General features: G+C 68.9%; 19 protein-coding genes. 11 read left to right on the plus strand and 8 right to left on the minus strand.

Translation table 11 applies throughout. The features are described from left to right. The 3 genes from OMP43_RS16920 to OMP43_RS16930 form a co-directional block, all read left to right on the plus strand. Window positions 1–486 (plus strand): sulfite exporter TauE/SafE family protein (locus tag OMP43_RS16920; protein WP_280280706.1); only part of this gene is annotated, 486 nt, incomplete at its 5' end. A gap of 35 nt (window positions 487–521) precedes the next feature. Beyond that, window positions 522–1244 (plus strand): TIGR02186 family protein, encoded by a 723-nt coding sequence (locus OMP43_RS16925; protein WP_280280822.1) that lies wholly within the window; start codon window positions 522–524, stop codon window positions 1242–1244. A 69-nt stretch (window positions 1245–1313) separates the two neighbouring features. Next, the gene (locus tag OMP43_RS16930; RefSeq protein WP_280280707.1) at window positions 1314–2981 is read left to right on the plus strand and encodes a DUF87 domain-containing protein; all 1668 of its coding nucleotides are present in this window, start codon (window positions 1314–1316) and stop codon (window positions 2979–2981) included. Window positions 2982–3005: 24 nt separating this feature from the next. Here OMP43_RS16930 and OMP43_RS16935 read toward each other — a convergent pair whose 3' ends face one another. After that, complete coding sequence (locus OMP43_RS16935; protein ID WP_280280708.1) at window positions 3006–4025, minus strand: hypothetical protein; 1020 nt, start codon at window positions 4023–4025, stop codon at window positions 3006–3008. Beyond that, window positions 4025–5401, minus strand: a complete 1377-nt coding sequence (locus OMP43_RS16940; RefSeq protein WP_348538608.1) for a glycosyl transferase family protein — start codon at window positions 5399–5401, stop codon at window positions 4025–4027. The genes OMP43_RS16935 and OMP43_RS16940 overlap by 1 nt, the downstream gene beginning before the upstream one ends. 167 nt (window positions 5402–5568) lie before the next feature. Here OMP43_RS16940 and OMP43_RS16945 point away from each other — a divergent pair, with 167 nt between their 5' ends. Together OMP43_RS16945 and pbpC are read left to right on the plus strand one after the other, a co-directional pair. Continuing rightward, on the plus strand, window positions 5569–11328 hold the full coding sequence (locus OMP43_RS16945; protein ID WP_280280710.1) for an MG2 domain-containing protein: 5760 nt from the start codon (window positions 5569–5571) through the stop codon (window positions 11326–11328). A 152-nt stretch (window positions 11329–11480) separates the two neighbouring features. Continuing rightward, window positions 11481–13577: a penicillin-binding protein 1C gene (gene pbpC / locus OMP43_RS16950; protein WP_280280823.1), complete on the plus strand. Its 2097-nt coding sequence runs from the start codon at window positions 11481–11483 to the stop codon at window positions 13575–13577. Window positions 13578–13765: 188 nt separating this feature from the next. Here pbpC and OMP43_RS16955 read toward each other — a convergent pair whose 3' ends face one another. Next, on the minus strand, window positions 13766–14251 hold the full coding sequence (locus OMP43_RS16955; RefSeq protein ID WP_086127638.1) for an outer membrane protein assembly factor BamE: 486 nt from the start codon (window positions 14249–14251) through the stop codon (window positions 13766–13768). A gap of 135 nt (window positions 14252–14386) precedes the next feature. Here OMP43_RS16955 and OMP43_RS16960 point away from each other — a divergent pair, with 135 nt between their 5' ends. Genes OMP43_RS16960 through OMP43_RS16970 form a run of 3 tightly spaced genes read left to right on the plus strand, consistent with a single transcriptional unit; the run spans window position 14387 to window position 15956 of the window. Further along, window positions 14387–14896: a ubiquinol-cytochrome C chaperone family protein gene (locus OMP43_RS16960; RefSeq protein ID WP_280280711.1), complete on the plus strand. Its 510-nt coding sequence runs from the start codon at window positions 14387–14389 to the stop codon at window positions 14894–14896. Then, complete coding sequence (locus OMP43_RS16965) at window positions 14893–15444, plus strand: YceD family protein (RefSeq protein WP_280280712.1); 552 nt, start codon at window positions 14893–14895, stop codon at window positions 15442–15444. The genes OMP43_RS16960 and OMP43_RS16965 overlap by 4 nt, the downstream gene beginning before the upstream one ends. Before the next feature lie 2 nt (window positions 15445–15446). Continuing rightward, the gene (locus OMP43_RS16970) at window positions 15447–15956 is read left to right on the plus strand and encodes an AAA family ATPase (protein ID WP_280280713.1); all 510 of its coding nucleotides are present in this window, start codon (window positions 15447–15449) and stop codon (window positions 15954–15956) included. 138 nt (window positions 15957–16094) lie between these two features. Here the strand turns inward: OMP43_RS16970 and OMP43_RS16975 are convergent, their stop codons facing one another. Together OMP43_RS16975 and OMP43_RS16980 are read right to left on the minus strand one after the other, a co-directional pair. After that, the gene (locus OMP43_RS16975) at window positions 16095–16574 is read right to left on the minus strand and encodes a hypothetical protein (RefSeq protein WP_280280714.1); all 480 of its coding nucleotides are present in this window, start codon (window positions 16572–16574) and stop codon (window positions 16095–16097) included. Between the two features lie 44 nt (window positions 16575–16618). Then, entirely contained in the window at window positions 16619–17254 is a 636-nt protein-coding gene (locus tag OMP43_RS16980; RefSeq protein ID WP_280280715.1) for a TetR/AcrR family transcriptional regulator, read from the minus strand. Window positions 17255–17390: 136 nt separating this feature from the next. On the opposite strand from OMP43_RS16980, the gene OMP43_RS16985 reads away from it, so the two are divergent. Next, window positions 17391–19766: a TonB-dependent receptor gene (locus OMP43_RS16985; RefSeq protein ID WP_280280716.1), complete on the plus strand. Its 2376-nt coding sequence runs from the start codon at window positions 17391–17393 to the stop codon at window positions 19764–19766. Window positions 19767–19841: 75 nt separating this feature from the next. After that, entirely contained in the window at window positions 19842–21107 is a 1266-nt protein-coding gene (locus tag OMP43_RS16990; protein WP_280280717.1) for an MFS transporter, read from the plus strand. A 147-nt stretch (window positions 21108–21254) separates the two neighbouring features. Here OMP43_RS16990 and OMP43_RS16995 read toward each other — a convergent pair whose 3' ends face one another. From OMP43_RS16995 to OMP43_RS17005, 3 genes are all read right to left on the minus strand, one after another. Continuing rightward, window positions 21255–22823: a peptide chain release factor 3 gene (locus OMP43_RS16995; RefSeq protein ID WP_280280718.1), complete on the minus strand. Its 1569-nt coding sequence runs from the start codon at window positions 22821–22823 to the stop codon at window positions 21255–21257. Between the two features lie 81 nt (window positions 22824–22904). Continuing rightward, a complete protein-coding gene (locus OMP43_RS17000) occupies window positions 22905–23771 on the minus strand; it encodes an aldose 1-epimerase family protein (protein ID WP_280280719.1) in 867 nt (288 codons plus the stop codon). Next, window positions 23768–24502, minus strand: a complete 735-nt coding sequence (locus tag OMP43_RS17005; protein WP_280280720.1) for an SDR family NAD(P)-dependent oxidoreductase — start codon at window positions 24500–24502, stop codon at window positions 23768–23770. Before OMP43_RS17005 ends, OMP43_RS17000 begins: the two co-directional genes overlap by 4 nt. Window positions 24503–24584: 82 nt before the next feature. Here OMP43_RS17005 and OMP43_RS17010 point away from each other — a divergent pair, with 82 nt between their 5' ends. Then, window positions 24585–25088 (plus strand): hypothetical protein, encoded by a 504-nt coding sequence (locus tag OMP43_RS17010; RefSeq protein WP_280280721.1) that lies wholly within the window; start codon window positions 24585–24587, stop codon window positions 25086–25088. Window positions 25089–25206: the final 118 nt, after the last annotated feature.

The following is a 25206-nucleotide window of genomic DNA, read 5'->3' on the forward strand; positions in this document are numbered from 1 at the left end:
CGCCCACCCCGCCCGCGCAAGCGCCGCCACCATCCGCTCGTCGCGATGCTGCCCCTGCGCTGGCGCTTCTATGCCTCGGGCCTCTACATCTCGCCGCTGGCACCGTTGCTGCTCGGCTTCTTCACCGGCATCCTCACCGTGCTGCTCGGCGTCGGCGGGGGCTTCATCCTGGTGCCGGCGATGCTCTACCTGCTCGGCATGGGCACGCAGGTCGTGGTCGGCACCTCGCTGTTCCAGATCCTGTTCGTCACCGCCGCCGCCACCATGGTCCATGCCACCACCACCAAGGCCGTAGACATCGTCCTCGCGGCCCTGCTCCTGCTCGGCTCGGTGATCGGCGCGCAGATGGGCGCGCGTTTCGCGATGCAGGTAAAGCCGGAATATCTGCGCCTCATCCTGGCGGTGATCGTGCTGCTCGTCGCGGTGCGCATGCTGCTCGGGCTCGCCTGGCAACCCGATGAGATCTATTCGGTGGAGCTGCTGTGAGAAGGGCGCTCCTCCTGCTCCTCGCGCCGTTGCTGATGGGGCAGGCCAAGCCGGTCCTGGTCCCCGACGTTTCGCAGCGCGACATCGAGATCGCCTATTCCTTCACCGGCGCCGAACTGCTGCTGTTCGGCGCGATCCTCTATCCCGGCGGCCGCGCGCCCGAGCGGGGCGAGAAGCCCGCGGACATCGTCGTGGTGGTGAAGGGCCCCACCCAATCCGTGCAGGTGCGCGAGAAGGAGCAGGTGGCGGGCATCTGGGTCAACGCCCAGCGGATGCGCTATCGCTCGGCGCCGAGCTTCTACGCCATCGCCTCGTCCAAGCCGATCGAGAGGATCGTCGACGAGCGCACGCGCGCCATCTACGAGCTCGGCGTCGAGAGCCTGCAGCTTTCGCCTGCTTCGGGCGCGGCGCCCGAGGTGCAGACGCGCTTCGACAAGGGGCTGGAGGATCTGCGCACCCGGGCCGGCCTCTATTATGAAGCGCCGGGGGCGGTGGAGATCACCGACGGCGTGCTCTATCGCGCCCGGCTCGCCATTCCGGCGCGCGTGCCGGTCGGCAAGTTCACCGCCGAGACCTTTCTGATTCGCGACGGCCGCGTCCTCGCCGCCGCCGTCCGGGGAATCGAGATCCGCAAATCGGGCTTCGAGCGCTTCGTCGCGCATTCGGCCGAGCATTATTCGATACTCTACGGCATCCTTGCCGTCGCCCTTTCCATTCTCTTCGGATGGGGAGCGGGGGCGGTGTGGAAACGCTTCTGAAGGTTTCGGGACTCACCCAATCTTTACTTCCCCGCGCGCATATTCGGGCCTGTTGACGGGGAGTAGCCGATGGACGGCCAGTTTGGCGCGCGCGGGTTCGAAGGTGCGGCGCCGGTTTCATCTTCCGGGGGCCTGCCCTCGCACGCGCCGGTCGAGCCGATCGGCGCGGTGCTTGAGATCGCCGGATCGTCGAGCCAGGTATTGCTCGATCCGGAGGCGCTGAACGCGCTGGGGGGCAGCCCCGATTCCACCATCGCCAATGCCGGCCAGGTCGGCAGCCAGGTCAAGGTGCGCGTCGGCGCGACCTGGCTCATCGCCAATGTCCGCTCGCTCAAGCTCCAGGGCGAGCATATCGCCGCCTATATCGACTTTCTCGGCGAGGGCGACGAGGAGCGGCTGACCGGCAAGCTCTACAAGTTCCGCCGCGGCGTGACTCGCTATCCCACGCCGGGCGCACCGGTCTTCCCGGTGTCGACCGCGGACCTCAAGCAGATCTACGCCGCCGAGGACCGTGCCCATATCGAGATCGGCAGCGTCTATCCGACGCGCGACATCCGCGCGGCGCTCTATGTCGATTCGATGCTCGGCAAGCATTTCGCGCTGCTCGGCTCGACCGGCACCGGCAAGTCGACCGCGACGGCGCTGATCCTGCACCGCATCTGCGAGATGGCGCCGCAAAGCCATGTGGTGATGATCGATCCGCACGGCGAATATGCCAGCGCGTTCAAGACGACGGGCGCGCTCTACGACGTCGGCAACCTGCAGATGCCGTACTGGCTGATGAACTTCGAGGAGCATTGCGAAGTGTTCCTCACCACCTCCGGCTCGGACCGGCAGGTGGATGCGGACATCCTCGCCAAATGCGTGCTCGCCGCCAAGCAGAAGAACCGGCTGGCGGCCGAGATCGGCAAGCTGACCGTCGATGCGCCGATCCCCTATCTCCTGTCGGACCTGACTCAGATCCTGCAGCTCGAAATGGGCAAGATGGACAAGGCGACCGACACGGCGCCCTATCTGCGCATCCGCTCCAAGATCGACGAGATCAAGGGCGACCCGCGCTATGCCTTCATGTTCTCGGGCATGCTGGTGGCGGACACGATGGCGGGTTTCCTCGCCCGGGTCTTCCGCCTGCCGGGCGACGGCAAGCCGATCTCGATCATCGACGTGTCGGGCGTGCCCAGCGAGATCACGTCCGTGGTCGTAGCAGTGCTCAGCCGCATGGTGTTCGACTTCGCGATCTGGTCGCGCGGCGAGAGCAAGCGGCCGATCCTGCTCGTCTGCGAGGAGGCGCACCGCTACGTTCCCAACGAGCGCAATGCCGATGGTTCCTCGGTCGGCCGGATTCTCAGCCGGATCGCCAAGGAAGGCCGCAAATACGGCGTGTCGCTGGGCCTGATCACCCAGCGTCCGTCCGATCTGGCGGAAGGCGTGCTCTCCCAGTGCGGCACGATCCTGTCGATGCGCCTCAACAACGAGCGCGACCAGGCCTTTGTCCGGGCGGCGATGCCGGAAGGCGCGCGCGGCTTCCTCGATTCGATCCCGGCGCTGCGGAACCGCGAGTGCATCGCGGTGGGCGAGGGCGTGGCGACGCCGATCCGCCTGCTCTTCGATACGCTCGACGATGCCAAGCGGCCGGCATCGGACGATCCGCTCTTTTCCGAGCTGTGGCGCGACACCGGCGGCGAGGAGCAGATTCTCGAGCGCACGATCCGCCGCTGGCGCGCGCAAGGCAAGTGACGGCCGCCCGCGCGGGCCACGCCTTCAGAAATCGGCGCCGAGCGTGAGCGCCAGGCCCGAACCGGGCCGCGCCTCGCCTGCCACGCGCTGGCGCCAATCGAGCGCAAGGCGCAGGTTGCGCACGGCAAGCGTGGCCGAAGGGCCGATATCGAGCCGCTGCGCATCGCGCTGTGCCGCCCCCCATGCGCCGGCGCCAAGGGCGAAGCGCACCGGCCCGCTGGCGCCGATCGCGCGGGTGCCCCGCGCAGCGCCGTCGGCATAGGGATCGGCGCGCTGCCGCAGCACCGCACCCGCCTGGCCATAGGCTTCGAGCCGGAAGCCTTTCCATTCTGCGTCGATCCCGGCGATGGTTCCCAGCCCGGTGCCGCCGGGATTGCCGTCGAGCCCGAAGCGGCGTTCGACGACCAGCCGGACGGGCGCCCTGGACGGCTGCCATTCCAGTCCGAGCGCGGCCTCCCGGCCCCTGCCCCGCAGCGGCGCGGTGACCCGGCCATAGGCGGCGATGCGGTCGCGCGGCGAGATCCGCCATGCGACCCGCGCGCCTGCCTGGCCGCCGCCGATCTGCCCGCCGGGTGCCGCGCCCATGCCACCTTCGCCGCGCGCGACCATCCAAAGGCTCAGCGACCAGCGGTCCGGCAGCGGGTCGAGTCGCTCGGGTGCTCCGGGCGCGGTGGGCCCGGGGGCGGGAGCCCGGGGCATCGGTTGCGCCAGCCGGAGCGCCGGCGGAACCGCGCCATATTGGGCGAGCGCCATCAGCGCGAGCTGCACCCGGGGGTGCTCCTCGCCCAGTGGCGCCCGATAGCCGGGCACCGGCTGCCTCTTCCCCGAAGGCGGGCGTTCCCGCCGGGTCGGTGCGGGCAGGGGCGACGGAGGCGGCGCGACGGCCGCGGTCACGGCGACCGGCCCGGCGCCGGCACCGGGCGCCGCCGCTTCGATCGCGGCCGGAGGCGATCCGGCCCGCGGCCATAGCAGCGCCGCGCGCACGCCGACCCAGGCGATGGTCACCATCGCGAGGAAACGGAGCGGCCGTCCGCGTCCGCGCATCAATTGCCCGCCGGGCGGAGATCAGGGAACCGGTGCGCGGTCTTGTCCCAGCGCGGGGGGCTGCCCCGAAGCATATCGACATAGGCGAACAGCGCGCGCCGCGCCGCCAGCAGCGCGACCGTGTTGCTCGAGAATATGCGGGGGACGGACCACAGCGCCTCGCGCCAGCCATAGGCGCGGCCGACGAACGCCGCACGCACCGCGAGCCGCCAGGCGAGCAGCCCGAGATTCGCCAGGAGCAGCCCGCGCATCAGCGCGGACGGCATTGCGGGGTCGATGCCGGCCAGGAGATGCGCGCCCAGGGAAAGCGCCCAGGCGAGGATCGAGAGATAGGCCAGGGCGAGCACCGGGATCTCCAGTGTCGCGCGCCGATCGCGCATCCGCATCCAATTGTCCCCGATCCGCCGCCATCCGCCCCAGCCGGTCCGGTCCCAGCCCGCGAGCGCGATGCCGATCATCCAGCGCGCCTTTTGCCGCACGGCTGCGTCGAGCGTGTCGGGGAAATAGGCGCGCACCGCCACCGGCGGGCCGCCCGGCGCCTCGGCGACGCGCATCAGCTGCGCCGGCATGCCCATGGCCGCGATGGCGAGGCCGAGCTCGTAATCCTCGACCAGGCTGTCGGCATCGAACGGCGTGCCGCCCCGCATTGCCGCCAGCCGCGCCAGCACCGTCCGCCGGATCGCGCAGCCGACCCCGGCAAAGGGCAGGCCCGCGCCCACCGCCTGGCGGACCACCAGCGCCCGGCCATGGGCTTCGGCGAACTCGTCGAGATAGTGGCCGGCGAAGAAGCGCGAATGCGTGTGCGCGAGCGGCAGCACCGGCAGCTGGACGGCGGCGTGATCGATCAGCCCGTGCGCATAGAGGCGCAGCTCGAGCGGATGCACCACGTCCTCGGCATCGTGCAGCGCCACGGCGCTGGCGACGAAGCTTTCCGCCGCCTCGTCGCGCAGCAGCGCCCGCCACAGCGTGTTGAGGCAGTCCGCCTTGGTCGAGGGGCCGGGCGCCGCGCCGATCACCAGCCGGACCCGCGCGTCCGCTCGCGCCACCTCCGCCACGGCTGCGATCGTCGCGGGATCGTTGGGATAGGTGCCGACATAGATCCGGTAGTCCGGATGATCGAAGCGCTCCAGCGCGGTGCGCAGCATCCTGCCGATCACTGCGGATTCGTCCCAGGCGGGCACGAACACCATGATGCGCCCCGCCGGCACCGGCCCGGCCAGCGCGGGCGCCGGCCGCCCCCGGCCGCGCAGCCGCCGCGCCAGATAGATCAGGTCGACCAGCAGGTCGTCGATCCCGCCGACGACGAACCACAAGGCGGCGAACAGAGTCATCTCGCGCGCGATCGCGTCGACCCAGAGGATCGCTCCTTCCCCCAACGCTGCCCCCATTCCCCCGATTCGGAGATGGAACTAAACCGTGCCGCTCTCGGAACGATCAAGCCGATTGGTGCATTTCCCTCCGAAACGGAGACGGTTAATTCGTCGCTGGACTCGCAGTGGTGCCCGGCTATCGTGCCCATCGCTGCCCGAGGGGGAGGTTGTCGATGAAGCTCGTTGCCCGGCTTGGCGTATTGGCTCTGGTCCTGGCGCCCATCGGGGCCGTCACTGCGTTCGGCGACAACAGCCCGCAGGTCGAGATGGCGACGCCCGGCGTCGGCGACGGGGCGATCGAGCGCTTCACCGCGCGCTTCAACGTGGCGATGGTCCCGCTGGGCGATCCCCGTGCCGAATCGCCGTTCAAGGTCGATTGCCCGGTCGGCGGGCAGGGCCGCTGGGTCGACCAGCAGACTTTCGTCCATGAATTCACCGGCCCGCTCCCCGGCGGCGTCACCTGCAAATTCACCCTGCGCGACGGGCTCAAGAGCCTCTCGGGCTATGCGCTGCAGGGCCAGAAGGAGTTCACCGTCGATTCGGGCGGGCCGATCGCCCGCGCCGTGCTGCCCAATCGCTATGGCAGCGAGATCGAGGAGGACCAGGTCTTCGTCGTCGCGGCGAATCTGGCGCCCGATCCCGCCTCGGTCGGCGCCAATGCCTATTGCGCGGTGGACGGCCTGGGCGAGAAGATCCCGGTCGACGTGCTTCCGCCCGACGTGGCGCCCAAGCTGCTCGCCGATCTCGGCACCGATCGCTGGGAAGTGCGCAGTTTCCTGGGCGAGGCCGGCCTGCCCCAGGCGCTGCCCGAAAAGGCGGAGGACCGCGTCAAGTCGCTCGCCAGCGTCGTCGCGGTGAAGTGCCGCCGCCCGCTGCCGGCGGGCCGCGACATGGCGCTGGTCTGGGGCAAGGACATCAAGAGCGCCTCGGGCCGTGCCGCCGGCACCGACCAGCGTTTCGACTTCACCGTCCGCAAGGAATTCAGCGCCCGCTTCGAATGCTCGCGCGTCAATCCGCAGGCCGGGTGCAGCCCCGTGCAGGACGCCTGGGTGCGCTTCTCCGCGCCGATTCCCAGGGCCCAGGCCGAAGCGGTGCGCATCCGCACGGCCGACGGCAAGGAGCTGGCGCCGGTCTTCGGCGACGACGACAAGAACAAGGCCGCGGTCGCCGACCTGAAGTTCAAGGCGCCGCTCCCCGCCGAGACCACCGCCAGGCTGATCCTGCCCGCCGATGTGAAGGACGAGAGCGGCCGCAAGCTCGCCAATGCGGAACGCTTCCCGCTCGACGTCAAGTTCGACGCGCCGCCGCCGCTGGTGAAGTTCGCCGGCAATTTCGGCATCCTCGAAGCGAAGGAAGGCGGCGTCCTCCCGGTCTCGGTCCGCAACGTCGAGCCGGAGCTGCAGGGCAGCCAGATGACCGTCACCGGCCAGAGCCTGAAGGTCGAGGGCGGCGACGGCGAGATCGCCAAATGGTTCCGCGCGCTGGCCGATGCGGCCGAGGACAAGTCGGACGAAGTGAAGCGCGGCACCGAGACCGTGCGGATCAACCAGACCGGCGCGAAGCCGCTATTGACGTCCGCCACCGGCAAGCCGCTGAAGATCGGCCTGCCCGGCAAGGGCAAGGATTTCGAAGTGGTCGGCATCCCGCTCGGCCAGCCCGGCTTCTACATCGTCGAGCTCGCCAGTCCGCGGCTCGGCGAGGCGCTGCTCGGCCGCAAGGCGCCGCGCTATGTCGCCGCCGGCGCGCTCGTCACCAATATGAGCGTCCATTTCAAATGGGGGCGCGACCAGTCGCTGGTCTGGGTGACGGCGCTCGACAGCGGCCAGGGCGTGGGCGAGGCGGAAGTGCGGGTGACCGACGCCTGCACCGGCCAGCTGCTCGCCAAGGGCAAGACCGATGCTTCGGGCCGCCTCGGCGTTCCCGCCGGCCTGCCCGAGCCCCAGACCTATACGAGCTGCGACCATGGCAGCAACGACGTGCTGATGATCTCGGCGCGCAAGGCCGATGATTTCAGCTTCACGCTCACGCAGTGGGGCGATGGCATCCGCCCGTTCGATTTCGACCTGAACTATGGCTGGTCGGCCCCCGAGCAGAAGTTCCACACCGTGTTCGACCGCGCGCTCGTCCGCCAGGGCGAGACGATCCATATGAAGCACATCGTCCGCCAGCCGATCGCCAAGGGCTTCGCGCCTTCGCCGGCCTTTAGCGGCACGCTGCGCCTCAGCCATCGCGGCTCGGACACGCAATATGACCTGCCGCTCGCCATCGACGCGAACGGCGCCGGCGAGACGGAATGGACTGCTCCCCAGGGCGCGAAGATGGGCGATTACGACCTCACCGTCCTGGTCAAGGACGCGGAGGGCAAGGAGAAGACGCTCTGGACCGGCCAGTCGTTCAAGGTCGACGAATATAAGCTGCCGACGATGAAGGCTTCGGTCGCCGGGCCCAAGGATGCCGCGGTGCGGCCGAGCGCGCTGCCGCTCGACCTGTTCGTCGGCTATCTCTCCGGCGGCGGCGCGGCGAACCTGCCGGTCGAGACGCGCATCGGCTATTTCGCCGACTTCAAGACTCCCGACGGCTATGACGGCTACAGCTTTGGCGGCCGCGCCATGGCCGAGGGCACCAAGCCGATGGACGGCGAGGGCGAGGACGAGCAGGTTCAGCTGCCGCCGACCCAGACGCTGCCCGCCACGCTGGGCGCCGACGGCACCGCCCGGATCAACGCCGAGGTGCCGCAGACGCTCGAGCAGAACACCATGATGCTGGTCGAGATGGATTATCAGGATGCCAACGGCCAGATCCTGACTTCGTCGCGCCGCATCCCGATCTTCACCTCTGGCGTGCAGCTGGGGATCAAGAGCGACGGCTGGCTGATGAAGCAGGACGATCTGCGCCTGCGCTTCGTCGCGCTCGACACCGCGGGCAAGCCGCTCGCCAACCAGGCGGTCTCGGTCGAGCTCTACAGCCGCCAGATCCTCACGGCCCGGCGCCGGCTGATCGGCGGCTTCTATGCCTATGACAACCAGATGAAGACGGCCAAGCTGTCGGCCACCTGCTCGGCGACCACCGATGCGCAGGGCCTGGCGAGCTGCCAGCTCAACCCCGGCATATCGGGCGAAGTCTATGCGGTGGCGACCACCAAGGACGCCAATGGCAATGTCGCCCGCGCGACCAAGTCGGTCTGGCTGGTCGGCGACGACGACTGGTGGTTCGGCGGCGACAATGGCGATCGCATGGACGTGATCCCCGAAAAGCTGGAATACAAGGCGGGCGAGACCGCGAAGTTCCAGGTCCGCATGCCCTTCCGCGAGGCGACCGCGCTGGTCACGGTCGAGCGCGAAGGCGTGCTCTCCAGCTTCGTCGTCGGCCTCACCGGCAAGGACCCGGTGATCGAAGTGCCGATGCCGGGCGATTATGCGCCGGACGTGTTCGTCTCGGTCATGGCGGTGCGCGGGCGCGTGTCCGGCTGGCAGAACTGGCGCTCCAGCATGGCGCGCGACTGGGGCGCGCCCTGGTCGAAGGACGGCGGCGAGCCGACCGCGACCGTCGATCTCGCCAAGCCCGCCTATCGCCTCGGCATCGCCAAGGTGAAGGTCGGCTGGGAAGGCCATAAGCTCGACGTGGCGGTGAAGGCCGACAAGGCGAGCTATGCCGCGCGCGACACCGCCAATGTCGACGTGATGGTGAAAAGCCCCGACGGCAAGCCGGCCGCCTCGGCGGACCTGGCCTTTGTCGCGGTGGACGAGGCGCTGCTCCAGCTCGCCCCGAACGACAGCTGGAACCTGCTCGAGGCGATGATGGGCGATCGCCCGATCTCGGTGCTCACTTCGACCGCGCAGACCCAGGTTGTCGGCAAGCGCCATTACGGCAAGAAGGCAGTGGAAGCCGGCGGCGGCGGCGGCGGTGATCTCTCGGGGCTCAACCGCGAGAATTTCCAGCCGGTGCTGCTCTGGAAGGGCAAGGTGGCGCTCGACGCCAATGGCCATGCCAGGGTCGCGGTGCCGCTCAACGACGCGTTGACGTCGTTCAAGCTGGTCGCGGTGGCGACGTCGGGCCCGCAGCTCTTCGGCACCGGCATGGCGAGCATTCGTTCCTCGCAGGATCTGACCATCTATCCGGGCGTGCCGCAGCTGGTGCGCACCGGCGACCAGTTCGGTGCGATGTTCACGCTGCGCAACGGCTCGAGCAAGCCGATGAAGGTGACCGCGACCGTGGCGCTCAACCCGGCCTATGCGACCGGCAAGCCGCTGACCGTGGAGATCCCGGCGGGCGGCGCCGCGCCGGTGGTGTGGAACCTCACCGCGCCGCCGCGCGACGGCAAGCTGAGCTGGACGGTCACGGCGAAGACCGCCGACGGCAAGTCGGGCGACAAGGTGACGATCGTCCAGGCGGTGGCGCCGGCCGTGCCGGTGGAGACCTGGGCGGCGACGCTCGGCCGGGTCGGCACCGGCACCCAGTTCGCGATCGCGCCGCCCGCGGGCGCGCTGCCCGGCTTCGGCACGGTCGAGGTGAGCCTCACCGACAGCCTTGCCCCGCCGCTCTCCGGTGTGCGCGACTATATGCGGGCCTATCCCTATAATTGCCTCGAGCAGCGCACCTCGCGGGCGATCGCGCTGGGCGATACGGGCATGTGGAACCTGATCGCGAGCGACATGCCCGCCTATCAGGACGGTGACGGGCTGCTGCGCTATTGGCCCGGCGACTGGCCGGGTTCGGAGGCGCTGACTGCCTATATCCTCTCGGCGAGCGCCGAAGCCGGGCTGCCGCTGCCGGACGGCCCCCGGGCCAAGATGCTCGACGCGATGAAGGCCGTGCTCGACGGGCGCCTCCGCCACGAGGATTATGGCGATGTCCGCCTGCAGCGCGTCGCCGCCTTCACGGCGCTGGCGCGGCAGGGGGCGGCGACGTCGGCGATGCTCGGCCAGATCGGCATGGCGCCCACCGAGATGCCCACCGCCACGCTCTCCGACTATGCGATGGCGCTGGGCAAGGTACAGGGCCTGGCCAATGGCGCCCAGCTGCGCCTGGATGCCGAGAAGGTGCTGCGCACCCGGCTGGTCTATGAGGGCACCCGGGTCGACCTGTCGGACAAGGGCCGCATGGCCTGGTGGCTGATGTCGTCGGACGACGAGGCGGCGATCAAGGCGCTGCTCGCCACGCTCGGCCGCCCGGGCTGGGAGAATGACGCGGGCAAGCTGATGGTCGGCATCGCCTCGCGCCAGCAGCGTGGCCATTGGGACACCACCACCGCCAATGCCTGGGGCACGATCCTGGCGCGGCGCTTCATGGGCCTTTATCCGGCCGAGGCGATCGCCGGCGTCACCACCGCGAGCTTCGGCGGCAACAGCCCGCTGAGCCTCAACTGGCCGCTCGCCGAGCCGCAGCGCAGCTTCGGCTTCCCGCTGCCGGTGCAGACCACGCCGCTGGTGATGAGCCAGGCGGGCGGCTCGGGTCCCTGGGCGTTCGTGCGGGTAAAGGCGGCGGTGCCGCTCACCGAGCCGCTGATGGCCGGGTACAAGATGACCAAGAAGGTCGAGGCGGTGAAGCAGGCCGTTGCCGGCAGCTGGTCGCGCGGCGACGTCGTCAAGGTGACGATCAGCGTCGAGGCCTCGGCCGAACGCAACTGGGTGGTGGTCAACGATCCGGTGCCGGCGGGCGCGACGATCGTCGGCAATCTCGGCGGCCAGTCGGAGCTGCTCGCCAAGGACAGCGGCACCAGCGAAGGCGTCTCGCCCAGCTATGTCGAGCGCGGCAATGACAGCTGGCGCGCCTTTTACGGCTGGGTACCGCGCGGCAGCTTCACGGTCTCCTATGTGATGCGGCTCGACGCGGCGGGCAGGTTCAACCTGCCGGCGACGCGAGTCGAGGCGATGTACGCGCCCGAGATCCGCGCGCAGCTGCCCAATGCCGTGATGGCCGTGGCGCAGCGGTGACGGCGAAGGAGGCAGCCGACCGCTTCCTCGCCTTCGCCCGCCGCTGGACGAAGCGCATCGACGACGCGCCCGATGCGCTGCGGGCATGGCTCGGGCGCGAGCGGGCGGCGTGGCGGGAAACGGGCTGGCGCGGCATAGTCACGCCGTCGCGCCTGGCCGGCACTGTCCTGACGCTCGTCTTCGCCGGCTCCGCCAGCTTCTGGTGGGTGACGCGCCCGCCGGCCCTGCCCGATTACGCCGCCGTCCGCGCTGGCTGGCATCCGTCCGAGGCCTGGCTCTACGATCGGCACGGCGTGCTGATCGATTCCAGCCGCGTCGATTATCAGGCCCGGCGCCTTGCCTGGACCAGGCTGGAGGATGTCTCGCCGGTTGCGCGCGCGATATTGGTCGCCGCCGAGGATCGCCGCTTCCGCGACCATGGCGGCGTCGACTGGATGGCGCTGACCGGCGCGGTGCGCGACCGGGCCGAAGGCAAGCGCGGGCGCGGCGCCTCGACTCTGTCGATGCAGGTCGCCGCCTATCTCGCGCCCGAGCTTTCCGTGCCGGGCAGCCGGGGCTTGCGCGACAAGCTGCGCCAGATGCGCGCGGCCTGGGGCCTCGAATCGCGCTGGAGCAAGGACCAGATCCTCGAGGCCTATCTCAACCTGGCCGGCTTTCGCGGCGAGGCGCAGGGCATCGGTGCGGCCGCGCTCGGCCTGTTCGGCAAGACCCCGGCCACGCTCACCCGCGACGATGCGCTGCTGCTCGCCGCCCTGCTGCCCAACCCCCGGGCCAATGCCTTCGAGGTCGCGCGCCGCGCCTGCGCGCTGAGCCGGGAGGCCGACTGCACGCGCTTCCCCGGCGCGGCCGCCTCGATGCTCGGCCCGGCGCGCAGCCTGGCGCTCGATCCCGGCCTGGCCCCGCATCTCTCCGCCGCATTGCTCACTCGGCCCGGCGCGAAGATCACCACCACGCTGGATGCCGCCATCCAGCGCGCCGCGATCACCGCGCTCCGGCGCCAGCTCCAGGGGCTGGGCGGCAGCCGCGCCCGGGACGGCGCGGTGGTGGTGGTGGACAATGAATCGGGCGACGTGCTCGCCTATGTCGGCGGGATCGGCGGCGAGAGCACGGCGCCTGCCGTGGACGGCGCCTCGGCCTATCGCCAGGCGGGATCGACGCTGAAGCCCTTCCTCTACGCGATGGGCATCGAGAAGGGCTATCTCACCGCCGCCTCGATCCTCGATGATTCGCCGGTCCAGCTCGATACCGCCTCGGGGCTCTATGTTCCCCAGAACTACGACAAGGCATTCAAGGGGCCCGTCTCCGCCCGCATCGCGCTGGCCGGCTCGCTCAACGTGCCGGCGGTGCGCACGCTGCTGCTCACCGGCGTCGATGCCTTTCGCGATCGCCTGTGGGACACCGGCTATCGCGGCCTGGTCGAGGACGGGCAATATTATGGCTATTCGCTCGCGCTCGGCTCGGCCGAAGTGACGCTGATGGAACAGGTCGCCGCGTATCGCAGCCTTGCGCGCGCAGGCCGCTGGTCGCCGCTTCGCCTGAGAATGGATGCGAAGACCGATGCGCCGCGGCGCACCACCACGCCCGAGGCCGCCTGGATCGTCGCCGACATGCTCGCCGATCCCAATGCCCGCGCCGGCACCTTCGGCATCGATTCGGCCCTGCGCCTGCCCTTCTGGGCCGCGGTGAAGACCGGCACGTCGAAGGCGATGCGCGACAATTGGTGCATCGGCTTCACCGATCGGTTCACGGTGGGCGTGTGGGTGGGCAATCTCGAAGGCGATCCGATGCGCGCCGTCTCGGGCACCAGCGGCGCGGCGCCGGTGTGGCGCGACGTGATGCTCGCGCTCAACCAGGGCAGCCCCGGCAAGGCGCCGCCGCGTCCGGAGGCGATCGAGGAGCGCCAGGTGCGCTTCGCCGCCGGCATGGAGCAGCCGCGCCGGGAATATTTCCTGAGGGGCACCGGCTTCGACCGAGTCGCCTTCGCGCCCGCCGAATCGCGCCGGCCGCGCATCGTCAATCCGGTCGCCGGCAGCGTCTATGCGCTCGATCCGGACATTCCGCGGGACAATCAGCGCCTCGCCATCTCGGTGTCGGGCCAGGCGCTCGGCCACCGGCTGATCCTCGACCGGCGCGATCTCGGCACCGCCGATTCGCGCCCGCTGATCCTTGCCCCGCCGGGCAAGCATCGGCTCGCGCTGGTCGATCTCGACGGCAAGGTCATCGACCAGGTGCTGTTCACCATCCGATAGCGCGGAAATGGCTGAATGTTGAGGGAGCGAAACGCTATCTCGTGCGTTTCAGCGCACGGTCCCTCCCCCTTTCGGGACCGTGCCCACCGGCACCGGCCGCGCGGCCCAAAAGGCGGCGCGGCCGAAGCCTCTTTCCGATCAATGACTTGGCTATTGTTCAGCGCGTCCGGGGCGAAGCCGGGCCGCGACTAGGGGCCGTTGCCGCCGCCGCCACCGCCGCCCGGGCCGCCGGTGCCCGGCGCGCCGACCGTGCCGATATTGCCGAACAGATCCTCGAAGAAGCCGCGCTTGTGGCCCAGCGTCGGCGTGGTCTTGCCATAGGGATCGACCGAGGCGATCAGGTCCTTGCCCATCCGGTCGACCGCGACGACATTGCCCTTGGCGTCGAAGCTGACGCGCAGCGTCGTCTGGTCCTTGGCCTTGAGGCTCTGATAGCCGAGGTTCGCGCTCTGGCGCGAGATGTAATACCACTCGCCTTCGTTGAACTGGCTGGTGAAGGTCGGGCGGCCCAGCGTCTGGAGCACCGATTCGCGCGTGTCGATGCCGGGCTGCACCGAATCGACCAGCTCCTTGTCGATGATATAGCCCTGGTGCGTGCGGACCGGCACGCAGGCGGTGGTGCCAAGCGCGGCTGCCAGCAGGGCGGCGCCAAGCGCGCGGGCGGGAATCGGCATTATGGTCTCCAGGCAAACGCATACCGGCGTCCCGATGCATTCGGTTGCATTGCATCGCGGGCCGTTCGCCTCAATATGCGGCAAAATGCGGCCAAACAAGGTCGCGCCCCCATATTGCAGGAACCGAACCGGCACATGCGCTTGCTCAAGCGGCTCTTCCAGGCTCCCGATCGCGGCGCCGCCCCGATTCTCTACGCTGCCATCGTCGCGCGCGGCCGCGAGGCCCATTGGTACGAAGCGGGCCAAGTGCCCGACACGATCGACGGCCGCTTCGACATGATCGCGGCGGTGATGAGCCTCGTCCTGCTCCGGCTCGAACAGGATCCGCAGGCGGTTCCGTTCAGCACCCAGCTCACCGAGGTGTTCATCGACGACATGGACGGGCAGCTGCGCCAGATCGGCATCGGCGATATCGTCGTCGGCAAGCATGTCGGCAAGATGATGGGGATGCTGGGCGGCCGGCTCGGCGCCTATCGCGATGCGTTGGCGGCGGGCTCGCTGGGCGAGGCGCTGGTGCGCAACCTCTATCGCGGCGCGGCGCCGGCACCCGAAGCGCTCGCCCATGTCGAGGCTGCGCTCCGGGCGCTCCACGCCAGCCTGGCCGGAGCGCCGGTCGCCGCGCTGCTCGCGGGAGAGCTGGCATGATCCAGAACGAGTTCAACCGGCCGCAGCGGCTCGACACGATCGGTGCCGGCGAGAGCCAGGTCCATGTCGCGGTCGAGCCGGGCGAGCGCGCCGCCCTGGCCGAGCGCTTCGGCCTCAAGGCGATCGACAGCCTCGCCGCCGACTATCGCATCCGCCGCGACGCGCGCGGGATCGTCGCCACCGGCCATCTCTCCGCGCGCGTCGTCCAGGCCTGTGTGATCACCGACGAGCCGGTGCCTGCCGCGATCGAGGAGGATTTCGCGATTCGCTTCCTGCCCGAAGCCGAAGGCGAAGGCGGCGACGAGGAGATCGAGCTGAGCGAGGACGAATGCGACATCGTCTTCTATTCGGGCGGCGCGATCGACCTGGGCGAGGCCGCGGCGGAGACGCTGGCGCTGGCCCTCGATCCCTATCCGCGCAGCCCGGCCGCGGAAGCGGCGCTGCGCGATGCCGGCGTGATTAGCGAGGAGGAAGCGAAGCGCCTCGCCGAGGAGAGCGGCCCGTTCGGCGGGCTCGCCGGCCTCAGGGACCAGCTCGGCAAGGGCTGAGCGTGCGGGCCCGCCGCATCGCCATCTCGGGCTGTTCGGGCGGCGGCAAGTCCACTTTGCTCGACGCGCTCGCCCGGCGTGGCTTCGCCACCGTCGCCGAGCCCGGGCGGCGGATCGTCGCGGCGGGTGGCCCGATGCCCTGGAGCGATCCGGCGGGCTTCGCGCGCCGCGCGATCGCGATGGCGCTCGACGATCTGGACGCGGCGGCGCGGCTGGCCGGGCCGGTCTTCTTCGATCGCGGGCTGATCGACGCGGTGGTCGCCTTCGAACATGCGACCGGCGAGGCGGCGCCCGTCGATCCCGCGAATCGCTACGACCGGGTCTTCCTTGCCCCGCCCTGGCCCGAGATCCATGTCGTCGACGATGCCCGCCGCCACGGCATGGACGAAGCGCTGGCGGAATATGCGCGGCTCGAAGCCGCCTGGCCCGGTTTCGGTTACACGGTCGAGCGGCTGCCGAGGATCGACGTCGAGGCGCGTGCCGATTTCGTGCTGGCGCGGCTGGAGGGTTAGGCTGAGGGCTCATATTCTTCTTTCGTCGCCTTGGCCCTGAGCCGGGGTCCCGCTGCCTTACGGACGGAAGTAGCAGCGGGATCCCCGCTCAAGGCTGGGATGACGGCAGAAAATCAAATACTTGTCTGGGCTTTCAACCTAGGCGTGCCCGACCACGTGCAGGTGCGGCGCGCGGCTGTTCACGAATACTTCCTCGCGCGCGACGGGCGACCAGGGCAGCCAGCGGAACCAGGTATAGACGGTCCGCCATGCGGCATCCTCGCCCTGGCCGATGGCGCGCTGGAGCAGCGTCTTGTACGGCCGGGTGGCGCGCGGCCAGTAGAAGAGGTGGAGGCGGATGGTGCCGGTCACCAGCCCGTCCAGCGTCTCGACGAAGCTGCTCTCCGCCTCGGGATCGGCATCGAGATGGAACTGGGCAGTGAACAGGTCGCTGCGGATCATCAGCATGTCGCGCGCCCAGACGAGCTTCAGCGCGATGCGCAGCCCATATTGCACGGGCAGCTCGAGCTCGAGATAGCCGGGGCCGGCATCGGCGCCGCGCATGCGCAGGCCGTGCCGCTCGGCCAGCACCGAGAACAGCGCCCTTGCCCGGGCCACATGCCAGTCGCTGAAATCCATGGCCCCAAGATGCGGCAGCGCGGCGCGGCTCGCAATGGCGCGGGCTATCGCTCCGTCCCGATTCCGTGCGTCAGCATCGCCGCCACGGTCTGCGCGATCGCCTCGGGATCGACGTCCTCCTGCCACACGCTGTAGCGCAGGCCCAGGAACACGTTCATGCCCATGATCGCCCAGGCGTGGATCTCGTTCACGTCCTCGCGCACCTCGCCGCGCGCCGCCGCCGCCTGAAGGCGCTTCGCGATGCGCTCGGCGGTGGTCGCATAATGCATGCGAAAGCTCTCGGGATCGACGAACTCGGCCTCGTCGATGATGCGGTAGATCTCCTTGTGCGCGCGCGCGAAGCGGATGAAGGCGAGCAGCGCCGCCTGTTCCGCCGCGATCTGGCCCCCGGTCGCGCCCTTGATCGCCGGCGCGACATGCTCGCGCACCTGGTCGCTCATGTCGCGCACCAGCGCGCGGAACACGTCGTCCTTCGAATCGAAATAGGTGTAGAAGCTGCCCAGCGCGACGCCCGCGCGGCGCGTGATGCCGCTGATCGAGCCTTCGTGGAAACCCTTGGCGCCGAATTCCTCCGCCGCCGCGTCCAGGATCAGGCGCAGCGTTCGCCGTCCGCGCGCCGTGCGCGGCTCCTTGCCCGCACTCGCTTCGCCGCCGCCCAGATCCGGTGCTGTGGCGCTCATGCCACGCCCCCTTGCCATTCTGGTCCCTCTTCCCGTTTATCCAAGTTGAAACCCGGTTCAGGTTTCAGTATAGCGTCGTGCGACCACTTACAACCCGCGTTCAAGAACGGGTTCGACTGATGGGGAGGAAGTCTGGATGTCACGCCTGAATAGTGCCCGTTCGATTCTGTTCGCGGGCGCTGCCCTTGCGGCAATCGCCACCACGCCCGCCTTCGCGCAGGAAGCCGCGGCGCCGGCCGCGCCCGAAGCGCAGGATAGCGCACTCGCCGACACGGGCGAAATCGTCGTCACCGCCCGCCGCCGCGAGGAGAAGCTGCTCGACGTGCCGACCGCGGTCACCGCGCTCACTGCCGCCCAGCTCGATCAGGCCGGCGCGATCGACCTCACCGACCTGCAGATCGCCTCGCCCAACACCACGCTGAAGGATGCGCGCGGCACCAACTCGACGCTCGCCGCCTTCATCCGCGGCGTCGGCCAGCAGGATCCGGTGCCGGGCTTCGAGGCCGGTATCGGCATCTATCTCGACGACGTATATCTGAACCGCCCGCAAGCGGCGGTGCTCGACATCTACGACGTCGAGCGGATCGAAGTGCTGCGTGGGCCGCAGGGCACGCTCTATGGCCGCAACACCATCGGCGGCGCGATCAAATATGTCACCAAGAAGCTCGAGGATCGTCCGACGATGACGGTCAAGGGCAATTACGGCTCGTACAACCAGGCCGATGTGATCGTCAGCGCCTCCACGCCGATCGGCTCGATGTTCAAGCTCGGCATCTCGGGCGCCCGCCTCACCCGCGACGGCTTCGGCAGGAACCGCTATCTCGGGATCGACAATTACAACAAGAATGTCTGGGCCGGCCGCGCCACGCTGGAGTTCGAGACGCCCGACGAGAAGATGTTGGTGCGCATCACCGGCGACTATACCCATGACAAGTCGAACGCCCGCAACGGCCATCGCCTGATCCCGGGCCTGCTCACCGGCTCGCCGGTGCTGAGCAACGTCTTCGACACCAATGCCGGGCTCAACAGCCCGAAGAACGACGTCCAGGCGGGCGGCATCTCGATGACGGTCAATGCCGAGGTCAGCGAGCTGATCACGCTGCGCAGCATCAGCGCCTATCGCGAGGACACGTCGTACACGCCGATCGACTTCGATTCGACGCCGTCGGTCGATGTCGACGTGCCGGCCTATTACAAGAACAACCAGACCAGCCAGGAATTCCAGGCGCTGATCCATGGCGGCAAGCTCAACGGCATCGTCGGCTTCTACTATCTGGGCGCCAAGGCGACGACCGGCTTCGGCGTGCTGCTGTCGACCACCCTGCCCGGGTTCAACGCCTATACCGCCGGCGACGTGCGCACCGAGACCAGCTCGATCTATGGCGACTTCACCTTCGACTTCACGCCGCAGCTGAGCCTGACGCTCGGCGGCCGCTACACCTGGGATCAGCGCCGCAGCTATGTCTTCAAGGCGAGCTATTTCGGCCTGACCCCGGACTTTGGCGGCACGCCGATCCCGGCCGGCGCGCCGTCCACCGATTTCCGCGGCACTGCCAATTTCAAGCGCTTCACCCCGCGCGCGACGCTGAGCTTCAAGCCAAGCGCGGACCATATGGTCTATGCGTCCTATTCGGAAGGCTTCAAGGGCGGCGGCTTCGATCCGCGCGGCTCGGGCACTTCGGCGCCGATCAGCAACCCCGCGGCGGGCCGCACCTATCAGGACATCTACAACTATCTCTCCTTCGATCCCGAGACGGTGAAGAGCTATGAGATCGGCTGGAAGGGCGCCGCGTTCGATCGCCGCCTGAACTGGTCGCTCGCCGGCTTCTATTCGGACTATTCGAACGTCCAGATCCCGGGCTCGGTCGGCTGCATCATCAACAATGTCCAGAGCTTCTGCGGCATCACCACCAATGCCGCCAAGGCCGATATCAAGGGCGTGGAGCTCGAGACCAACGCGGTGCTGGCGCGCGGCTTTGCCGGCCCGGGCTCGAGCGTCTTCTTCAACGGCGCGCTCGGCTATATCGACGCCAAGTACAAGCGCTTCATCGGGCCGACCGGCGTGGACGTGGCCAATGTCCGCGTGTTCCAGAACACGCCGGACTGGACGCTGGCCGGCACGCTCGGCGCCGCGCTGCCGATCGGCAGCGGCGACCTCAACGCCACCACCACCGTGTCGTATCGCAGCCTGACCCATCAGTTCGAGACGGCCAGCCCGTTCCTCGACCAGCCGGGCTACACGCTGCTCGACGCGCACCTGGTCTATAATTTCGGCGGGGGCCGCTATTCGATCGGCATTCACGGCAAGAACCTGACCAACGTGCACTACAAGACCGCCGGCTATCAGTACATCAAGACCAACATCGCCGGGCAGCCGCTCGACGCGACCATTCCGGGCAACGTCATCACCAACGGCACCGGCTATGTGCCGACGCTGGGCAAGGAAGGCGTGGCGACGGCCTTTTACGGCAATCCGCGGCAGATCTTCGGCTCGTTCAGCGTCAAGTTCTGAGCCCCGCGCGATCCGTGAACCCAATGAGCCGGGCGTCCCATTGACGTCCGGCTCTTTTCTTGCCGAGATGCTGTCATGAACGCTCCCGCTTCAAACCCTGCGAGCCGCCCCGGCTATCCCGGCGTCGTGCTGGCGATGCTCCTGCTCGTCTACACCTTCAACTTCCTCGACCGGCAGATACTGGGCATCCTGGCCAAGCCGATCATGGAGGACCTGCACCTCACCAAGACCGAGTTCGGCGCGATCGGGGGCCTGGCGTTCGCGATCCTCTATTCGGTGCTTGGCGTGCCGCTCGCCTATCTCGCCGACCGGACCAGCCGGTCGGGCGTGATCGCCGGCGCGCTGGCGGTGTGGAGCGCGTTCACCGGGCTGTGCGGCGCCGCCACCGGCTATTGGCAGCTCTTCCTGTTCCGCCTCGGCGTCGGTGTCGGCGAGGCGGGGGGCGTGGCGCCCTCCTATGCGGTTATCTCCGATTACTTCCCGCCCGAGCGCCGCGCCCGCGCGCTCGCCATCTATTCGCTCGGCATCCCGATCGGCCTGGCGCTCGGCACCCTGCTGGGCGCCTATATCGCCGCCTGGGTGAATTGGCGCGCCGCGTTCATCACCATGGGCGTGATCGGCCTGGTGATCGCGCCGATTTTCCGCTGGGTAGTCCGCGACGTGCCGCGCGCGCCCGCCGGCGAAGGCCCCGCCGGCGCGCCGGTGAGCGCGGTGTTCGGCATCCTGGCCGGCAAGCCTGCCTTCTGGCTGCTCGCCTTCGGCGCCTCGTGCAGCTCGCTGTGCGGCTATGGCCTGGCGCTGTGGACGCCGCTGGTGCTGATGGGCAATTTCGGCTTCGACCTGGTGACGACCGGCCAGTTCATGGCTTCGCTGCTGCTGATCGGCGGCACCGCGGGCGTGTTCGCCGGTGGCTGGTTCGCCGACCGGCTCGGCAAGGGCGACCGTGCCTGGTACGCTTGGCTGCCCGCCATCGCCTGGCTGCTGACCGCGCCGCTCTTCGCGGTCGGCTTCCTGACGTCCAACCCCTGGATCGCCTGGCCGCTGCTGCTGATCCCCAACGGGCTCAACATCCTGTGGCTCGGCCCGGTGACCACCGCCGTCCAGCACCTCGTGCCCCAGCACATGCGGGCCACCGCCTCGGGCAGCTTCCTGCTGATCAACAACCTGATCGGCATGGGCCTGGGCCCGCTGCTGATGGGCTATCTGTCCGAGGAGCTGAAGTCGAGCTACGGCGCCGAGGCGCTGCGCTATGGCGCGGTGTTCTGCCTGGGCTTCTATGTAATTGCCGGCATTCTGGCGCTGCTGGCCGCCCGTCACGTGCGCAAGGGCTGGGTCGACTGAGGCGACCTAGGTAGTTTCCCGACTCGGCGGATTCCTGAATCGCGCAAATTCCACATTTGCACGATCCTGCAAATGCGTTCCGAAAGGATGCCTTTCCGGGACGGCCGGGCGGGGATGGGACCGCCCGGCCACCCGTGACGCAGGCGATCAGCGCTCGCGCGTCGCCGCGAACTTCACCTTCGGATAGCGATCGGCGACATAGCCGACTTCCCAGTTCGACTTGGCCATGAACACCGGGTTGCCGTCGCGGTCCTTGGCCATGGCGCCGCGGTTGAGCGCGACGAAGTCGGCCAGGTCCTTGGGATCCTCGGCCGAGATCCAGCGCGCGGTCTCGAACGGCGCGACTTCCAGCCCGGCCGCCACCTTGTACTCGGCCTCGAGCCGGCTGATCAGCACGTCCAGCTGCAGCTGCCCCACCACGCCGATCACCCAGTTCGAGCCGATCTCGGGATAGAAGACCTGAGTCACGCCTTCCTCGGCCATGTCGTCCAGCGCCTTGCGCAGCTGCTTGGTCTTGGTCGGATCCTTGAGCACCACGCGGCGCAGGATCTCCGGCGCGAAATTGGGCAGGCCGGTGAAGCGCACATCGGCCTTTTCGGAAAGCGTGTCGCCGACGCGCAGCACGCCGTGATTGGGGATGCCGATGATGTCGCCGGGGAACGCCTCGTCGGCCAGCTCGCGCTCGCGGGCGAAGAACAGGATCGGCGAGTGGATCGCGATCGCCTTGCCATGCCCGGTCGGCGTCAGCTTCATGCCGCGCTTGAAGGTGCCCGAGACCAGCCGCATGAACGCGATGCGGTCGCGGTGATTGGGGTCCATATTGGCCTGGACCTTGAACACGAAGCCGGTGACCTGCCCCGCATCGGGCGAGACCGGGGCCGGCTCGGCGGGCAGGGCGTGCGGCGGCGGCGCATGGGTGGCGATCGCGTCGATCAGCGAATCGACGCCGAATTCCTTCAGCGCCGAGCCGAAATAGACCGGGGTCAGGTCGCCGTGCCGATAGGCCTCGGCATCGAATGCGGGATAGCCGGCCTGGGCCAGCTCGACATCCTCGCGCAGCTTGGCGAGGTTGTCGGCCGAAAGGATCGCGTCGAGCTGCGGATCGTCGAGGCCCGAGGTCTGCACCACCTTGCCATGGAATTCGCGGCTGTCGCCCTCGGGCAGCAGCAGCCGGTTGGTGGCGAGGTCGAAAATCCCCTCGAAGGTGCCGCCCATGCCCACCGGCCAGGTCATCGGGCACACGTCGAGCGCGAGCAGGTCGGCGATCTCGTCGAGCGTCTCGAACACGTGGCGGCCTTCGCGGTCGACCTTGTTGACGAAGGTGATGATCGGCACGTTGCGCAGGCGGCAGACTTCGAACAGCTTGCGGGTCTGGCTCTCGATGCCCTTGGCGACGTCGATCACCATCACCGCCGAATCGACCGCGGTGAGCGTGCGATAGGTATCTTCCGAGAAATCCTCGTGGCCCGGCGTGTCGAGCAGGTTGAAGGTGATGCCGCCCCGCTCGAAGGTCATCACCGAGCTGGTGACCGAGATGCCGCGCTGCTGCTCGATCTTCATCCAGTCCGAGCGGGCGCGCCGGGCGGCGCCGCGCGCCTTCACTTCGCCGGCAAGGTGAATCGCACCGCCGAACAGCAGCAGCTTTTCGGTGAGCGTGGTCTTGCCCGCGTCGGGGTGCGAGATGATGGCGAAGGTACGGCGGTCGGAAACTGGCATGGTGGCGGGCGCTTTAGAGCATCGCAGCGAAAAGTGGGAACCGGTTTTCGCGCCCGCGATGCGCCGGCGGGAAGAAGCGAGTCAACGGGCCAGCGTCACCCGCATCGTGAAGGTCCTCGCTTCGCCCGGCGCATAGCGCTGCATCAGCGGCTTGTCCCAGATCTCGCCGGTGAAGCCATGGGGATCGGCGATGCCGTGCCAGGGCTCGATGCACAGATAGCGCGCGCCCGGCTTCATCCACAGGCCCAGCGCCGGCGTGTCGGGGAAATCGCAGACCAGCCGCGGCCCGCCCTCGTCGCCATAGGCGAGCGACTGGCTGCGCACCGGATTCCACACCAGCGCGTCGCGCTCGAACAATTCGTCGTGCAGCGCGAGCACGCGCCCCTCGACCGGGCTTTCCCAGCCGGCGGCATCCATCCAGCCGCCCTTGACGATCGCCGCCAGCTCGCCCGGCTCGTCCTCGGCGAAGGTGATCCGGTGCTCGTCCTTCGCCGCGCCATAGGGGAGCGGCCAGGCAAAGGCGGGGTGGAAGCCGAAGCTCGCCGGCATGTCGACATCGCCCCTATTGGTGACGGTGACGTCCATCGCGAGCGTCGCGCCCTGGAGAGTAAAGGCCGCATCGAGCGCGAAGGCGAAGGGATAGACGGCGCGCGTCTCGGGATTGTCGATCAGGCGCAGCACCGCCCGGTCCGGTGCCTGGTCGATCAGCGCGAAGGTCTGGCGCCGCGCGAAGCCGTGTTGGGGCAGCGCATATTCCCTGCCGTCCAGCCGGTATCTGTCGTCCATCAGCCGCCCGACGATCGGGAAGAGCAGCGGCGCCCGCCCGGTCCAGAAGGCGGGATCGGCATCGGTCATCAGCGCGCGGCCCCCGGCATCGCGCAGCGACCAGAGCTCCGCGCCCAGCGGGTTGACGGTGGCGGTGAGCGCCTCGGAGCCGATCTCGATCATGGCTCGCGGTGCACCGCGAAGCCCTGCCAGCTCTGGTTGACCGGCATCAGCTCGAGCGCATTGATGTTGAGGTGCGGCGGCAGCGTCGCCACCCACAGGATCGTCTCGGCGATGTCCTCGCCGGTCATCGGGTCCACCCCGGCATAGAGCTTGTCCGACACGTCCTGGCTGCCGGTGCGCACCAGCGTGAACTCGGTCTCGACCATGCCCGGCTCGATCGAAGTGACGCGCACACCGGTGCCGTGCAGGTCGGCGCGCAGGTCCAGGCTCAGCTGGCGGACGAACGCCTTGGTCGCCGCATAGACGTTGCCGCCGGGATAGGGATAGGTCGCCGCCACCGAGGAGAGGTTGATGATCGCGCCCTTGCGCGCGATCAGCATGGGCAGCAGCCTGTGGGTGATCGAGACGAGCGCGGTGACGTTGGTGTCGATCATCGTCTTCCAGTTGGCGAGCGATGCCTGCTGCGCCGGCTCGAGGCCCAGCGCCAGCCCGGCATTGTTCACCAGCAGGTCGATGTCGCGAAAGCCCTCGGGCAGCCCGTCCAGCGCCGCATCGCGTGCCGCCTCGTCGCGAATGTCGAAGGCGAGGGTGCGGACATTGTCGCGCGCGAGCTTCTCCAGCCGATCCTCGCGCCGGCCGGTGGCGACGACGTTCCACCCGGCATCGGCAAAGGCATGGACGCATGCCTCGCCGATCCCCGCGGTGGCGCCGGTGATGAGTGCGGTGGGCATGGGGCTGCTCCTTGTCGATATCCTGCCGCGCCTATGGTCAATCCGCGCGACGGCTGCAATTGTCCGTGCGGGAGGAGCGAGCATGGAAGCGCTGAAAATCACCGGATTCGCGATATTCGCCGCGATTGCCTATGGCGTGCTCCACGATCAGGTGACCGCGCATCTCTGCGTCGAATATTTCACGATCGGGCATCCGCCGGTCTTCCCGACCAGTTCGCCCTTCCTGCTTGCGCTGGGCTGGGGCGTGATCGCGACCTGGTGGGTCGGGCTGCCGCTTGGCATCGGACTTGCCGTGGCGGCGCGGGCGGGGCGCGCGCCCCGGCTGTCGCTCGCGCAGCTGCGCCGGCCGATCCTGTTGCTGATGCTCGGCTGCGGCCTGTTCGCGCTGCTGGCCGGGATCGCGGGCGCGGTCGGTGCCGCGATGGGCTGGGTCTGGCTTGTCGGCTGGCTCGCCGACGCGGTGCCGCCGGAAAAGCACGTCGCCTTCCTCGCCGACCTGTGGGCGCACAGCGCGAGCTATGCCGGCGGCGTGCTGGGCGGGTTGGGGTTGATGGTCTGGACGTGGCGCCGGCGTCGCGCCGCTTGAGCGGCCGGTCATCCCGAACCTGTCTGGCGCTTGCTCCCTGGACAAATACCCCTCCGTCATCCCCGGCTTCGTGGGGATGACGGCTATCCTGAGCGCTTCCTTCTCCCCTCAGGGGAGA

It is taken from the genome of Sphingomonas sp. CBMAI 2297 (assembly GCF_029870595.1).
Classification (GTDB): Bacteria; Pseudomonadota; Alphaproteobacteria; order Sphingomonadales; family Sphingomonadaceae; genus Sphingomonas.